This is a genomic window from Synechococcus sp. CCY 0621, assembly GCF_019038465.1.
Lineage (GTDB): Bacteria > Cyanobacteriota > Cyanobacteriia > PCC-6307 > Cyanobiaceae > Cyanobium.
In genome coordinates this window covers 150,129-162,714 of sequence record NZ_JAFKRH010000010.1, presented here as the reverse complement: position 1 = coordinate 162,714, position 12,586 = coordinate 150,129, and the positions used below count along the sequence as shown (strand labels likewise).

General features: G+C 69.9%; 17 protein-coding genes. 10 read left to right on the top strand and 7 right to left on the bottom strand.

Annotated elements, in window-relative coordinates:
- Nucleotides 1-37 precede the first annotated feature (37 nt).
- Nucleotides 38-1,123: a hypothetical protein gene (locus KUG43_RS02810; RefSeq protein WP_216905801.1), complete on the top strand. Its 1,086-nt coding sequence runs from the start codon at nucleotides 38-40 to the stop codon at nucleotides 1,121-1,123.
- Nucleotides 1,124-1,275: 152 nt separating this feature from the next.
- Nucleotides 1,276-1,794, top strand: a complete 519-nt coding sequence (locus tag KUG43_RS02805) for an outer membrane beta-barrel protein (RefSeq protein WP_216905799.1) — start codon at nucleotides 1,276-1,278, stop codon at nucleotides 1,792-1,794.
- Between the two features lie 19 nt (nucleotides 1,795-1,813).
- Here the strand turns inward: KUG43_RS02805 and KUG43_RS02800 are convergent, their stop codons facing one another.
- The gene (locus tag KUG43_RS02800) at nucleotides 1,814-2,389 is read right to left on the bottom strand and encodes a sll1618 family protein (RefSeq protein ID WP_216905797.1); all 576 of its coding nucleotides are present in this window, start codon (nucleotides 2,387-2,389) and stop codon (nucleotides 1,814-1,816) included.
- A gap of 46 nt (nucleotides 2,390-2,435) precedes the next feature.
- On the opposite strand from KUG43_RS02800, the gene era reads away from it, so the two are divergent.
- The 6 genes from era (at nucleotide 2,436) to larB (ending at nucleotide 6,512) form a co-directional block, all read left to right on the top strand.
- Nucleotides 2,436-3,419, top strand: coding sequence for a GTPase Era (era, locus tag KUG43_RS02795; protein WP_286194325.1), 984 nt, complete (start codon nucleotides 2,436-2,438; stop codon nucleotides 3,417-3,419).
- Between the two features lie 85 nt (nucleotides 3,420-3,504).
- The gene (locus KUG43_RS02790) at nucleotides 3,505-4,038 is read left to right on the top strand and encodes a phycobiliprotein lyase (RefSeq protein ID WP_216905795.1); all 534 of its coding nucleotides are present in this window, start codon (nucleotides 3,505-3,507) and stop codon (nucleotides 4,036-4,038) included.
- Nucleotides 4,039-4,049: 11 nt separating this feature from the next.
- Nucleotides 4,050-4,745 carry a tRNA (guanosine(37)-N1)-methyltransferase TrmD gene (gene trmD, locus KUG43_RS02785; protein WP_216905793.1) on the top strand — a complete coding sequence of 232 codons (696 nt, stop codon included), beginning with the start codon at nucleotides 4,050-4,052 and terminating at the stop codon, nucleotides 4,743-4,745.
- Nucleotides 4,746-4,798: 53 nt separating this feature from the next.
- Nucleotides 4,799-5,284, top strand: a complete 486-nt coding sequence (ispF, locus tag KUG43_RS02780; RefSeq protein ID WP_216905791.1) for a 2-C-methyl-D-erythritol 2,4-cyclodiphosphate synthase — start codon at nucleotides 4,799-4,801, stop codon at nucleotides 5,282-5,284.
- Nucleotides 5,281-5,796, top strand: a complete 516-nt coding sequence (locus KUG43_RS02775) for a TIGR03792 family protein (protein ID WP_286194324.1) — start codon at nucleotides 5,281-5,283, stop codon at nucleotides 5,794-5,796. Before ispF ends, KUG43_RS02775 begins: the two co-directional genes overlap by 4 nt.
- Nucleotides 5,793-6,512, top strand: coding sequence for a nickel pincer cofactor biosynthesis protein LarB (gene larB / locus KUG43_RS02770; protein WP_353617910.1), 720 nt, complete (start codon nucleotides 5,793-5,795; stop codon nucleotides 6,510-6,512). Before KUG43_RS02775 ends, larB begins: the two co-directional genes overlap by 4 nt.
- On the opposite strand, the gene KUG43_RS02765 is transcribed toward larB, so the two are convergent.
- The 5 genes from KUG43_RS02765 to KUG43_RS02745 all read right to left on the bottom strand — a co-directional run bounded on the left by KUG43_RS02765 (nucleotide 6,486) and on the right by KUG43_RS02745 (nucleotide 10,025).
- Entirely contained in the window at nucleotides 6,486-6,644 is a 159-nt protein-coding gene (locus KUG43_RS02765; protein WP_216905787.1) for a hypothetical protein, read from the bottom strand. The genes larB and KUG43_RS02765 overlap by 27 nt on opposite strands.
- A 63-nt stretch (nucleotides 6,645-6,707) precedes the next feature.
- Nucleotides 6,708-7,673, bottom strand: a complete 966-nt coding sequence (locus tag KUG43_RS02760) for a DUF1517 domain-containing protein (protein WP_216905785.1) — start codon at nucleotides 7,671-7,673, stop codon at nucleotides 6,708-6,710.
- Nucleotides 7,674-7,700: 27 nt separating this feature from the next.
- Nucleotides 7,701-7,940, bottom strand: a complete 240-nt coding sequence (gene thiS / locus KUG43_RS02755; RefSeq protein WP_353617909.1) for a sulfur carrier protein ThiS — start codon at nucleotides 7,938-7,940, stop codon at nucleotides 7,701-7,703.
- Nucleotides 7,937-8,992, bottom strand: coding sequence for a thiamine phosphate synthase (locus KUG43_RS02750; protein ID WP_286194345.1), 1,056 nt, complete (start codon nucleotides 8,990-8,992; stop codon nucleotides 7,937-7,939). Before KUG43_RS02750 ends, thiS begins: the two co-directional genes overlap by 4 nt.
- Nucleotides 8,993-9,062: 70 nt before the next feature.
- Nucleotides 9,063-10,025 (bottom strand): bifunctional riboflavin kinase/FAD synthetase, encoded by a 963-nt coding sequence (locus KUG43_RS02745; protein WP_216905782.1) that lies wholly within the window; start codon nucleotides 10,023-10,025, stop codon nucleotides 9,063-9,065.
- 63 nt (nucleotides 10,026-10,088) lie between these two features.
- On the opposite strand from KUG43_RS02745, the gene KUG43_RS02740 reads away from it, so the two are divergent.
- On the top strand, nucleotides 10,089-10,670 hold the full coding sequence (locus KUG43_RS02740; protein WP_216905780.1) for a DUF3611 family protein: 582 nt from the start codon (nucleotides 10,089-10,091) through the stop codon (nucleotides 10,668-10,670).
- Here KUG43_RS02740 and surE read toward each other — a convergent pair.
- Nucleotides 10,655-11,473, bottom strand: coding sequence for a 5'/3'-nucleotidase SurE (surE, locus tag KUG43_RS02735; protein ID WP_216905778.1), 819 nt, complete (start codon nucleotides 11,471-11,473; stop codon nucleotides 10,655-10,657). The genes KUG43_RS02740 and surE overlap by 16 nt on opposite strands.
- Nucleotides 11,474-11,546: 73 nt before the next feature.
- Here surE and pheS point away from each other — a divergent pair, with 73 nt between their 5' ends.
- Nucleotides 11,547-12,554 (top strand): phenylalanine--tRNA ligase subunit alpha, encoded by a 1,008-nt coding sequence (pheS, locus tag KUG43_RS02730; protein ID WP_216905776.1) that lies wholly within the window; start codon nucleotides 11,547-11,549, stop codon nucleotides 12,552-12,554.
- The last annotated feature ends 32 nt before the right edge of the window (nucleotides 12,555-12,586 follow it).

Genomic DNA, 12,586 nt, shown 5'->3' with positions numbered 1-12,586 from the left:
CTCGCGCCTCCTCCGAAAGCCACTTCACCTGACAGCCATGTACCGCGAACCCACCATCAGCCCCAAAGCCATCGCTTGGGCCTTGTTGAGTCAGTCCATCTGGCTACCCCTGCTCGCCATCGATGCCCACGACCGCTGGCAGGCCAACGTCAAGGACATGGCCATCCCCCAGCCCGCCGACCCCAAGGCTCCGGATGAGGCGATCGCTTCGCTGCCTGAGGCACCCACCAACACCACCGAACCGACCTCCCCGTCGCCCCTTGACGATCTCGGTGTCACAACAGGCCATGTGCTGAGTTCTGCTTCCGAGAAGATCGGCTCGCTTCTGGACACCCCGCTGTCACGCAGTCTTGACCTGAGCGGGCCCTCCAATTCATCACGGGCCAGGCCCGATCCCGGTCGGCGCCCTGCGGTTGCCATCAGGACCACCAGCCCTGCCCGCACCGCCAAGTCACCCGTCACCACGGCCAGCTTCACCATCGAGGGTCCTTCCCTCGGCACCTCCGGCCTGGGAAGCGCCAAGACCCTCCTGCAGCGCAATTTCTCAAATTCCGAGCTCCTCGGCGGCGTACTCACCATCCAGGACCTGGGTGCCCCTGCCATGCCACCGGTGGCCAGGGCCGAGCGAGCCCGCTGGGCCAGCAGCGGAGATCCCATGGCCCCCCTGCCCCAGAGCCTGAGGGAGCCGATGCGTCAGGCCATCCGCACCCTGCCGGCTCCAACCCCCACCAAGACCGCCAAACTTCAGCAGGGTCGGGTGATCTACGTGCCTTCCACCCGTGTCAGCAAGCCCACCCAGGTGCCGCTGGCCGTTCAGGCCGATGGCACCGTGGATGTGCTCAGCCAGCCCGATGATCCCGCGGTGATCGAGGACATCAAGGAATGGTCGAGCCGCCAGCCGGCCCAGGCCCCAGGAACGGTCACCCCCACGGTGGTGAACCTGCAGCCGATCCCGGCTGAAGTCCGGGCCACCCCCGCTCCTGCCAAGGCTTCCCCGGTGGCGAGCGCCCCGATCGCCCCCCCACCGGTCCCCGCCGCTGCCACCGTGGCTCCAGTTGCTGAAGCTCCCGCCGCAGCCCCAACGCCAGCAGCCACCGGCGGTTCGATGGTGGCTCCGCAGTGAGGCGCCCGGGTCTCCACCACCACGGTCTTGCCCTGATGGGCCTCACCTGCCTGGGCCTGGGTCTGCAACCACTTCGGGCCCAGTCTCTGCCGGCAGGCCTGGCGCCGTGGGTACCGGTCGCACCGGAACCAGCAGCAGCAGGCTGGGAACCCGTGACAGAAGCCGCCAGCCTGCCGCCCGATTACCAGCCCGCGCCTGCCAACCGCAACCCAGCCGAAATGGCGATCGTTCCACGCCAGGGCAAACCCATCGAGAATGTCGGGATCTACGGCATCGGTGGCGGTGTCAATTTCGGCAGCGATCTTCCCAACAGCGGTGTGTTCACCGGTCGGGTTGGATACAAGCTCAACGAAACTCTCGCGGTCTCCCTGCGACCAAGCGTCGTCTTCGGCAACAGGGATGTGGTTGGCCGTTACAACGGCCAGACCTCTTTCCAACTTCCCCTCACCCTCGACCTCTTCCGCCGTTCGGTCATCTCCCCCTATCTCGGCGGGGGTATCGCCACCAACACCTATTCCACCGGCCAGACCAACGCCATGCTCACCGGTGGCGTCGATGTCAACGTCACCCAGAACGTCACCCTGGGCTTCAACGTCAATTACGTCTTCCTGCCCGACGGGGTCACCTTCGATGCCCTCCAGGCCATGACGCTGCTGTACTTGAGGTTCTGAGGCCGGGTTGGCTTCAGCCTCAGTCGGCCACCGCCTCGATGGCCGCGGCGATCGAATGAAGCTGTTCAGCGTCATACCCCCATCGCGCCAGGAAGGCCCGGTCCTCCACCACGGCCTGCTCAGCTCCAGCCGCGTCCGTCGCGGCTGCCAGCAGGGTCTCCAGGCGTTGCTTCACGGCCATGGGCTCCAGGTGCCGCAGCAGTTCTGTGCTGCGTCGCTGCACCCGCTCCGAACCGGCCTGGTGCTCCTGATCACCAGAGCGCTGGTGGTGCAGGACCATGGCCGTGCTCATGGCCAGATTGCGGGCGGTGAGATCCACCACCCCCGCACCGGCCTGGCGCAGGGCGGCCACCAGGGCCTCCGGCAAACGATCAAGCAAGGGGGCCTCGCCGGTGAGGCTCACCACGAAGAAGCCGCGGGCCCCATCCCGGCTGGCCACCAGTTCCCCGACCCGATCAGCCAGCACCTCGTCGCTGAGTTCCCCGGCCTCCCAGAGGCCGATCCACTGCGTCGCGATCTCCATCGCCTGGGGAAAGCTCGGCGCCAGCGGGGTCTCAGTTCCCGCGGTCTCGTTCAGGCGGGCGGCATCTGTCATGGCGAGAGGCGGGCGGCGGGGCCCATGGACTGGCAGTGTTGAGGCTATGGACCCGAGCACCCCAACTGCCATCCCAGACCAGCCGGACAACGGCAGCAGCGAAGCGGTTCCCTTCCGCTCCGGCTTCGTGGCCCTGATCGGACGACCCAATGTGGGCAAGTCCACCCTGCTCAACCAGCTGGTGGGCCAGAAGGTGGCGATCACCTCCCCCGTGGCCCAGACCACGCGCAACCGGTTGCGCGCCATCCTGACCACCCCTGCCGCCCAGCTGATCCTGCTGGACACCCCGGGCATCCACAAACCCCACCACTTGCTGGGGGAACGTCTGGTGCAGAGCGCCCGGGGGGCCATCGGCGAGGTGGATGTGGTGCTGCTGCTGGTGGATGCCAGCCAGCCAGCCGGACGTGGCGACGGCTTCATCGTCGACCTGCTGCGCCACTCCAGGGTTCCGGTGCATGTGGCCCTCAACAAGAGCGACCGGGTGGGGGCCGATGCCGAAGATCTGGCGGCCACCTACCGGGAGATGCTCGCGGCGGCAGACGATCGCCCGGTGTCCTGGCCACTGCACCCCTGCAGCGCCCTCAACGGTGACGGCTGCCAGGCCCTGGTGGAAGCCCTGGCCGCCGACCTGCCTCCAGGGCCTCTGCTGTACCCGGCCGACACGGTCAGTGACCAGCCGGAGCAGCTGCTGCTGGCGGAGCTGATCCGGGAGCAGGTGCTGACCCTCACCCGGGAGGAGGTGCCCCATTCAGTGGCGGTGCGGATCGAGCGGATCGTGGAGGACGAGGGCAACGTCAAAGGCAAGGAACGCACGGCCGTGCTCGCCACCGTGCTGGTGGAGCGCAGCAGCCAGAAGGGGATCCTGATCGGCAAGGGGGGCCAGATGCTCAAGGCCATCGGCCAGGGAGCACGGCTGCAGATGCAGAAGGTGTTCGACGGTCCGGTGTACCTCGAACTGTTCGTCAAGGTGGTACCCAACTGGCGCAGCCATCCGGGCCGACTGGCCGAGCTGGGCTACCGGGGCGACTGAGCACGCACGCAAACCGCATGCGCCGGCTTGGGGTTTGCGAAGATCCCAAGCGGGTCCACCGGCCCCGATCTCCCGCCGCCCCGCCGTGACCAGCGCGACCGAGCCCCCCAGCCCAGACACGCTCGCTCCTTTTCCGCCCGAGACGATCGCGGCGTTCCTGGCTTTCTGCGCCGGCGACTGGCTCTCCCTGCGCAGCTGCTTCAGCCTGGAGGAGGCGGCAGACGCGGCCCGGGAGGCCGAGGCGGACGAGGTCAGCTGGCACAGCTCCGAGCGGGGGGAACTGGTGGTGACCTACCTGACCCCCGAGCAGAGCGGCGAACCCGGAGGACTGGAGATCACGCCACCCGGCGGTGGCCGCCACCGGCTGCTCTTCCGCCCCGACGGAGGCTTCCAGGGCCAGGCCCCGGACGGGACCGCCAGCACGGGCCGCTGGCAGCTCTGGCCGGATGGCAGCCTGGAGCTGAGCAGTGAGCGGACCGGCACCTCGGTGCGGGAGAGGATCTGGTTCACCAAGGCCAACCTGCGCCTGCGCAGCAGCGTGGAGCACCACCCCGACGGCCGGCCGGGCCGGGCCAGCTTCAGCTCCGAGATCCGGCGGGTCAGCCGACCCGCCGGCTGAGGCCGCCCGCCATGCGTTTCGATGTGGTCAGTCTGGTGCCGGACGCCTTCACCCCCCTGCTGGGGCTGGGGGTGATCGGCCGCGCCTTCGCCGCCGGCATCGCTGAGGTCCACACCCACAACCCCCGCGACCACGCCACCGATCGCTACCGCAAGGTGGACGACGTGCCCTACGGGGGCGGCGCCGGCATGGTGCTCAAACCCGAACCGGTCTACGCCGCCTTCGAGACCATCCCGGTGCTGCCGCGCCGCCGCGTGCTGCTGATGAGTCCCCAGGGCCAGCCCCTGCACCAGCGCGACCTTCGCCGCTGGGCTACGGGATACGAACAGCTGGTGCTGCTCTGCGGCCACTACGAGGGTTTCGATGAGCGCATACGCCCCCTGGCGGACGAGGAGGTGTCCCTGGGCGATTTCGTGCTCACCGGCGGCGAGCTGCCGGCCCTGGTGGTGATCAGCGGCGTGGTGCGGCTGCTGCCCGGCACCGTGGGCTCACCGGATTGCCTCGAAGCCGAGAGTCACAGCGGCCTGCTGCTGGAGCACCCCCACTACACCCGGCCGGCGGAGTTCCGCGGCATGGCGGTGCCGGAGGTGCTGCGCAGCGGCGACCACGGCGCCATTGCCCGCTGGCGCCAGGAGCAGCAGGTCTCCCGCACCCGCGAGCGGCGTGCCGACCTGCTGGCCCTGTGGCAGGCGGAGCAGAACCTCTGAGGCCCGGCCACACCCGCTGAGCAGCCACACTGGACCGGCATCCACCGCCATCCATGCAGCTGCGCATCGGCAACGGCTACGACATCCACCGGCTCGTGCCCGGTCGGCCCCTGATCCTGGGCGGCGTGCGTCTGGAGCATCCCGAAGGCCTGGGGCTGGCGGGACACAGCGATGCCGACGTGCTCGTGCACGCCCTGATGGATGCCCTGCTGGGGGCCCTCAGCCTGGGGGACATCGGCACCCACTTTCCGCCGGAGGACGAGCACTGGCGAGGGGCCGACAGCCTGGAGCTGCTCGAGAAGGTGATCGAGCTGGTGACGGAACGGGGCTGGCAGGTTCTGAACGTCGACACGGTGGTGGTGGCGGAACGTCCCCGGCTCAAGCCCCACATCGCCGCCATGCGCGAGGCCATCGCCAGCCGCCTGGGCGTGGCTCCTGACCTGGTGGGCGTCAAGGCAACCACCAACGAGGGACTCGGGCCCACCGGGAGGGAGGAGGGCATCGCCTGCCATGCCGTGGCGTTGCTGCACCAGCCATGAGCCGCGGCCCTCTCTGCCGTCTGGGTGGTCTGCTGGCCTGCTTCGGCCTGATGCTGCTCGTGCTGGCCGGCCTTCCAGCGAGGGCCAGCGCCCTGAGCCCGCCGCTCGTCAGCCCTGGCTGGAGCGAAACCCCCACGGCTGTGGTGGAACAGTTGAGGGTGAAGGTGCCCGCCGGCGCCCGAAAGGCCTGGCTGCAGGCGGAGCAGGAGACCTGGGGCCACTGGCTGCGGCGACAGGAGGGCTTCCTGGGACGCGATCTGCTCTGGGACGCTGAACGGGAGGAAGGCCTCCTGCTGATCCGCTGGAGCAGCCGCCGTCAGTGGGAGGCCATCCCCGTCAGCGAGATCGAAGCGGTGCAAGACCAGTTCGAGGCGGCGGCGAGGAGGGCCCTGGCGCTGGATCCCCCTGACCCGGGCGCCGAGACCCCAGCCAACCCCTTTCCCCTGGTGGATGCCGGCGCCCTCGAATGGGTGGGGCTCACGCCGGCGGCGGCAGCCGTGGAGGTTCGGTGAACGAAGACGCCCGGCTCGACCTGGGCCGCCGCCAACGGCTTGGCATGGTGGAGGCGGTGTGGGGCGAGCACAAGAGTGCTGAGCAGATCAGCGCCGTGATGCTGGGGCTGCACCAAGCCGGGGAGCTGGCCCTGGTCACAAGGGTCAGTGCGGAGAAGGCCGCGGCGGTGGAGCGGCTGCTGGCCGACCAGCTCGGCAGCGGCGGAGCCGACCCACCGCTGCAGCACCATCCCCTGGCCCGCTGCCTCACCTGGCCCTCACCGCCGCCCGCAGATCCGGCCTTCGGGCGGGTGGCGGTGCTCAGCGGCGGCAGCAGCGACCTGGCCGTGGCCTCGGAGGCCCGGCTGGCCCTCGCCTGCCATGGGGTGGCCAGCGACCTGGTGCTCGATGTGGGCGTGGCTGGGCTGCACCGGCTGCTGGCGGAGCTCGAGGGTCTGCGCCGGGCGCGGGTGCTGATCGCCTGCGCCGGGATGGAGGGGGCCCTGCCCACCGTGCTGGCGGGCCTGCTGCCCCAACCGGTGATCGGGGTGCCGGTGGCGGTCGGCTACGGGGTGAGCGCCGGGGGGCAGGCGGCCCTGATGGGCATGCTGGCCAGCTGCGCCCCGGGGCTCACCGTGGTGAACATCGACAATGGCTATGGAGCCGCCATGGCGGCTCTGCGGATCCTGCAGCTGGCCAATGGGGTGGCTTCAACCGCCAGGGAGCAGGGGCCCTGAGGGGGGCCCCTCAAGCTCCAGAACGGTCTGCAGCCAGAGGGTCAGGGAGCGGGGCAAACGGCCTTGCTCGTAGCGCTCGATCGCCTCGATCAGGACAGGTGTATTGATCCAGCTGATCCGATGAGGAACCATCGGTGCCCGACGCATCGCCAGCGCAGTGTGAAGTAGTCCACCCGGCCTGGCAAGGCGGAGCGGTCAGAGATGTTGAAGATCGGGGTAGGCGGTGATCACCTGTTCGGTGCTGAGCACCTCTCCGGCGCCTTCCGGCTGCCAGATCACCTCCAGGGCCAGCAGGTCATCCGCACCGAGCGCCCCGAGTTTCTGGAGCGAATCGCGCAGATCTTCGGCGGAGCGGGCCCCCTTGATCGCCAGTCGCTGGCGGCTGGCCACCAGCAGGGTGACAACGATGAAGTCGCTGGCCGCGTCACTGGCCCCGGGGGCCACGGTCGCTGGCTCGCTGAAACGGCGCCCCGCCACATTGGCGGTGAGCTCCCGTTCCAGCTTGCTGCGCTCCTGCATGGAGAGGCGATTGAAGGTGGATTCGGCGCTGGCGAAGGGCACCTGGCCCACCTCGCCATTGGCGTACACCCAGAGGTCGGGATGGCGCAGCAGGGAGAGGCTGGTTTCCTGCAGGACCCTCTGAAGGCCGGAGCTGCTGGAGGTATCGGACGAGCCGGCCAGGCGGCGCAGGTCGTCCTGAAGGTCGCGGGCGGACGCCAGCAGGCCCACCTGGATCTGGGCGATCGCCACAGGACCATCGGGGCGGGGGTTGTAGGCCAGGTCGGACCCGGAGCCGCCCAGGGCAGGGCCACCGCCGCCGCCGCCCCCCCGCAGGGCATTGACCACGACGCCCGCCACCGCCATCAGGATCAGGAAGCCGAACAGGCCGCCGCCACCGAAGCCGAAAATCGGCACGATGAACGGAAAGCCCATGCCCCCGCCCCGGTAGCCGCCGCCGTAGCCCCCTCCATAGCTGCCCCGGTACCCGCCGCCACCGCCGCCGTAGCTACGGGGCATGGAAGGAGCAGAACGGAAGCTGCCGCCACCGATGCGGCCGCCGCTGGCCGCCTGGGCCGGCTGGGGGGCCGCCATCACAAGGCCCGCCACCAGGACAGGGACGACCATCAGACCGGCCAGGCGCCGGAACAAGCGGGAACCCATCTCTAGAGACCTTTTGATGACGGGAATCTAGGAACCTCCCCCAACGATGGTGACCACTTCCAGCACATCGGATTCCCCCACAGACTGGGTGGCCCAGCGCTCCCTGGGCAGGATCTCGCCGTTGAACTCGACCACCACCAGGCGCGGCTGATAACCCAGGGAGACCAGCACCGCATCGAGACACAGACCCGCCGGGCAGGGTCGCGTTTCGCCGTTGACCCGCAGTCGCAGGCCCCCCGGCTCATGGCCTGCAGGTGCGTCCGTCACGCCCCAGCCTCCAGTCCCGCCAGCAAGGCAGCGGCGGCGGCCCCGGGATCCTCTGCCTGGGTGATGGCCCGCACGACAGCCACCCGCTCCGCCCCGGCCCGGCGCACGGCCGCCAGGTTGGCCAGGTCGATGCCGCCGATGGCGAAGAAGGGCAGGGGGCATGCCGCCGCCGCCTGGCCCACGTAGGCCAGCCCCACCGGCTCGCGGCCCGGCTTGGTGGGCGTGGCATTGACGGGCCCCACCCCGACGTAGTCGCAGCCGTCGGCAACCGCCCGATGCAGGTCCTCAAGGCAGTGGGTGCTGCGACCGATCAGCCGGTCGGGCCCCAGAAGCCGGCGGGCCACGGCCGGCGGCAGATCGCCCTGGCCGAGGTGGACGCCATCGGCCCCCACCGCCAGGGCCAGGTCGATGCGGTCGTTGACGAGAAACAGGGCCCCATGGCGATGGCAGAGCTGGCGCAGGGCACTCGCCTGCACGAAACGGCACTGGTCATCCGGGACGTCGCCAGCCTTGGCTCGGTATTGCACCAGACGCACCCCCGCCGCCAGGGCGGCAGCCACCACGTCCTCCAGCCCCTCCACCGGACTGGTGACCAGATACAGGTGGCAGCGGCGCAGCAGGGCCCGGCGATCGTCGCCGCCGCGGCCGGCCTGGATCAGATTCACCTCCAGGTCGTAGAGGGCGTAGCGGATCGCCGCCGCCTCGGCCGCGAGCGCCGGATCCTCCATCCGGCCGAACTCCTCCAGCACCCGCAGGGCCTCCTGCACCCGGCCCGCATTGGCGGCCAGGACGCTGGCACCGTCCTGGCGCTCGGCCTGGGCGGGGTGGGTCATGCCGGCGGCCGGGTCGCTGGCGGTGTGCCGCGCCAGCTTGTAGCGCTCCTGGTGCAGCCGACCCAGGCGCTGGCGCTGGTCCTTGCAGCGGGCCACCAGGTCTGGGCGGTCGAGGGCAAAGCGGGCCCAGTCCTCCAGCACCCGCAGCCCCTCGCGGGCCCGATCCAGGTTGGCATCGAGCAAGCGGTCGATGGCGGCGCGCTCGCTGCCGAGGGTCAATGGCGGAACTGGGGGCTGAGGCGTCACCGGACCGGGGCGGGTGAGGACCCCAGGGTATGGGAGGGGTCCTTCAGGCGAAGGGAGCGGGGGAGGAAGGTCCGCACCAGGAGTCGCACGCCTGCTGGGCCTGGTCAGCATCCAGGCGGATCTGGCGACTGAGGGCCTCGAGACTCCCAAACGCCTGCTGGCGCCGCTGCAACCTCAGGGGCTGGACGGTCAGTCGGGAGCCGGCCAGCTCAAGGTTTCGCTCCAGCAGGTGCACCTCCACCGCCGAAGGCGCCAGGGGGTCCACCGTGGGCTGGGGGCCAAGGTTCATCACCGCCGCCATCGCGCCGTCCTCGCCGTCCCGCCAGGCCAGGGCCGCGTACACCCCTTCCAGCGGCAGGAACTTGCGCCCATCCACGGCCAGGTTGGCGGTGGGCCAGCCCAGCTGGCGGCCCAGGCCACGGCCCCGCACCACCTTGCCGCTGAAGCGGTAGGGGCGCTCCAGCAGACGCCCGGCCTCCTCGATGTCGCCAGCCGCCAGGGCACGCCGGATGCGGCTGCTGCTCACCCGCTCAGCCCCGTCCCACAGCATCGGCAGCACCCGCACATCGATGCCGAGGGCGGCGCCGATGCGGGTCAGATCCTCCACATCGCCGCTGCGGTCGACCCCGAAGCGGAAGTTGGTGCCCACGGCGATGCGGCAGGCCTGGAGCCGCTCGGCCAGCACCTCCTGCACAAAGCGCTCCGGCGTCAGCGCTGAGAGCTCACGGGTGAAGGGCACCAGCACCAGCTGTTCGATGCCGAGAGGTTCCAGCAGCTCCAGCTTCTCCTCGGGCAGATCCAACCGCAGCCGCGTCTCGCCATGGAGCACCTCCCGGGGGTGGGGCCAGAAACTGACCACCGTGGGAACCACCGGCGGCTGCGCCAATGGCAGCGCTTCGGTGACGGCGTTGATCACACGCCGATGGCCCCGATGCAGCCCATCGAAGCTGCCAAGGGCGATGGCGGTGGGGCGCAGGGCGTGCTCGGGGTCGTGAAGCGGGATCAACGGCCTGGGCCCTCGCCGAAACGATCCTCCCATGCCAAGTTTGGGGCCTTCGCCCCGTCCCCCATGGTCGACCCGCTGGATCTGCAGCGCATGGCCGATGCCCTTCGCCGCATGGGCTGGGTGCGCTTCTGGGTCCTGCTCGCCCTCGGGGTGGTGGTGGTGGGGGTGCTGATCTTCAACAACATCGGCGGCCAGATGGCGGCCAACTCCTCCCGTGCCCTGGGGCTGGGCCCCGGTCTCTCCCTCACCACCCTGTCGTTCCTGGTTCTGCTCTGGAGTCTGTGGCAATCCTGGCTGGTGGTGCGCTGCGGCCGCGCCCTGGCCAGCCCGGCACGCCCCAGCAAAGGGGAAACCACGCGCCTGGTGAAACGCGGCCTGCTGGCCGACCTGGGCGGGCTCACCCTGGCGGCGGTGGGCTATCAGGCCCTGGCCGGCAGCCTGTTCGTGCAGGCCTCCCAGCAGGTGCCAGGCTTCTTCGGTGCCCAGATGCAGGGGACCCCGGGCAGCGGCGGCCGGGTGGTGGGGCTGCCGATCACCTCGATCGAGATGCTCTCGGTGCTCAGCAACACCCAGGTGCTGTTCGCCCACCTGATCGGGCTGATCATCAGCTTGTGGCTGCTGCAGCGGATCTACCGCAGGACCTGATCCCCCTGGCCCAGAGCCTCCAGAGCCGGCAATGTCGCGACGGAGCCCCGCCAGAAGAGTTCGGGCTGCAGGGGCGTCAGGGACGATCCCCCTTGCTGAACCCAGGCCACATCGGTGGGCCAGTCGGCCGGGCCCGCTCCTGAACCCTCCAGATCATCCACCACCTCGCCAGCCAGCCAGTAGTAAGTGCGGCCGCGGGGATCGGTGCGCTTCTCGAACTGATCGATGTAGCGCCGCACCGCCGTGCGGCACCAGCGCAGGGGAGCGAGGGCCTCGGCGGGCCGCGGTGGCACGTTGAGATTGAGCAGCATTCCCTCGGGCCAGCCGCCGGCATGCATGCGCTCGGCCACATCGAGAGCCAGGGCCGCCGCCGCCTCGAAGCGACGCCAGTGAAAGTCGGCGCTGCTCACCGCCAGGGCGGGCAGGCCCTCGATCGTCCCCTCCATGGCCGCCGACACAGTGCCCGAATAGAGAACGTCGGTGCCGAGGTTGGGGCCGTGGTTGATGCCGGAGAGCACCAGGTCGGGGGCCTGCTCCAGCAGCCTGAACAGGGCCAGCTTGACGCAGTCGGAAGGGGTGCCGCTGCAGGCCCAGGCGGTGACACCTGCAGCGAAGAGTTCGTCGGCCCGCTCTGCCCGCAGCGGAGTTTGCAGGGTGAGGCCATGGCCGGTGGCGGAGCGCTCCCGGTCGGGACAGACGACGGTGACCGCATGACCTCGGGAGGCCGCCTCAGCCGCCAGGGCCTGGATGCCATCGGCAAAGACTCCGTCGTCGTTGCTGATCAGGATCCGGAGCGGTGCCATCGGCCTCGACAGCGGGGACTGCCGGAAAGCTAGACGCTGCTGCCTACAGTCGCTTCCTTCCCTGATCTGTCCCGTGAGCGCCACCGTCAGCCTGCAGCAGCTCACCGACCAGCTGGAGCACCTGGAGGCAGAGGCCGCCGCCGCCATCGCCAACGCCAGCGATGCCGCCGCCCTTGAGGAGCTACGGGTGGGGCTGCTGGGCAAGAAGGGTCGGCTCTCGGGGGTGCTGGGGGCCATGGGCCGCCTGCCGGGTGAGGAGCGCCCCCTGGTGGGCCAGCGGGCCAATCGGCTCAAGGACCAGGTGCAGCACCTGCTCGGCGCCCGGCTCGAGGCCGTGCGCAGCGCCGCCATGGTGGAGCGGTTGGAACGGGAACGGATCGATGTGACGGCAGGCTGCAGCTACGTGCCCCCCGGCCACCGCCATCCCCTGCAGAGCACCGTTGAAGAAATCGTCGATATCTTTGCCGGCCTTGGCTACCGGGTCTCGGAGGGTCCCGAGATCGAGACCGACCACTACAACTTCACCGCCCTGAATATCCCGGAGCACCACCCGGCCCGGGACATGCAGGACACCTTCTACCTCGGTGGGGACCGTCTGCTGCGCACCCACACCTCCCCCGTGCAGATCCGCCACCTGGAGGCCAACCCGCCGCCGGTGCGCGTGATCGCCCCCGGCCGGGTGTATCGGCGCGATGCGGTGGACGCCACCCATTCCCCGGTGTTCCACCAGGTGGAGGTGCTTGCCCTCGATGAGGGGCTGGATTTCAGTCACCTGCGTGGCACGGTCACCACCTTCCTGCAGCAGTTCTTCGGCGATCTGCCGGTTCGCTTCCGGGCCAGTTATTTCCCCTTCACCGAGCCCTCCGCCGAAGTGGACGTGCAATGGCGCGGCCGCTGGCTGGAGGTGATGGGCTGCGGCATGGTGGATCCGGCGGTCCTCGAGGGTCTGGGCCTCGATCCAGAGCGCTGGAGTGGTTTTGCCGCCGGTCTGGGGGTGGAGAGGTTCTGCATGGTGCGCCACGGCATTGACGACATCCGCAGGCTGTTCAGCAGCGATCTGCGCTTCCTGGAGCAGTTCTGATCTCCCCCCATAAACTCGATGGGCTCCCCCGC

Coding starts and splice junctions, on each gene's coding strand:
- KUG43_RS02810 (WP_216905801.1), top strand. CDS start 38: ATGTACCGCGAACCCACCATCAGCCCCAAAGCCATCGCTTGGGCCTTG.
- KUG43_RS02800 (WP_216905797.1), bottom strand. CDS start 2,389: ATGACAGATGCCGCCCGCCTGAACGAGACCGCGGGAACTGAGACCCCG.
- era (WP_286194325.1), top strand. CDS start 2,436: ATGGACCCGAGCACCCCAACTGCCATCCCAGACCAGCCGGACAACGGC.
- trmD (WP_216905793.1), top strand. CDS start 4,050: ATGCGTTTCGATGTGGTCAGTCTGGTGCCGGACGCCTTCACCCCCCTG.
- ispF (WP_216905791.1), top strand. CDS start 4,799: ATGCAGCTGCGCATCGGCAACGGCTACGACATCCACCGGCTCGTGCCC.
- KUG43_RS02775 (WP_286194324.1), top strand. CDS start 5,281: ATGAGCCGCGGCCCTCTCTGCCGTCTGGGTGGTCTGCTGGCCTGCTTC.
- KUG43_RS02765 (WP_216905787.1), bottom strand. CDS start 6,644: ATGGTTCCTCATCGGATCAGCTGGATCAATACACCTGTCCTGATCGAG.
- KUG43_RS02760 (WP_216905785.1), bottom strand. CDS start 7,673: ATGGGTTCCCGCTTGTTCCGGCGCCTGGCCGGTCTGATGGTCGTCCCT.
- KUG43_RS02740 (WP_216905780.1), top strand. CDS start 10,089: ATGGTCGACCCGCTGGATCTGCAGCGCATGGCCGATGCCCTTCGCCGC.
- surE (WP_216905778.1), bottom strand. CDS start 11,473: ATGGCACCGCTCCGGATCCTGATCAGCAACGACGACGGAGTCTTTGCC.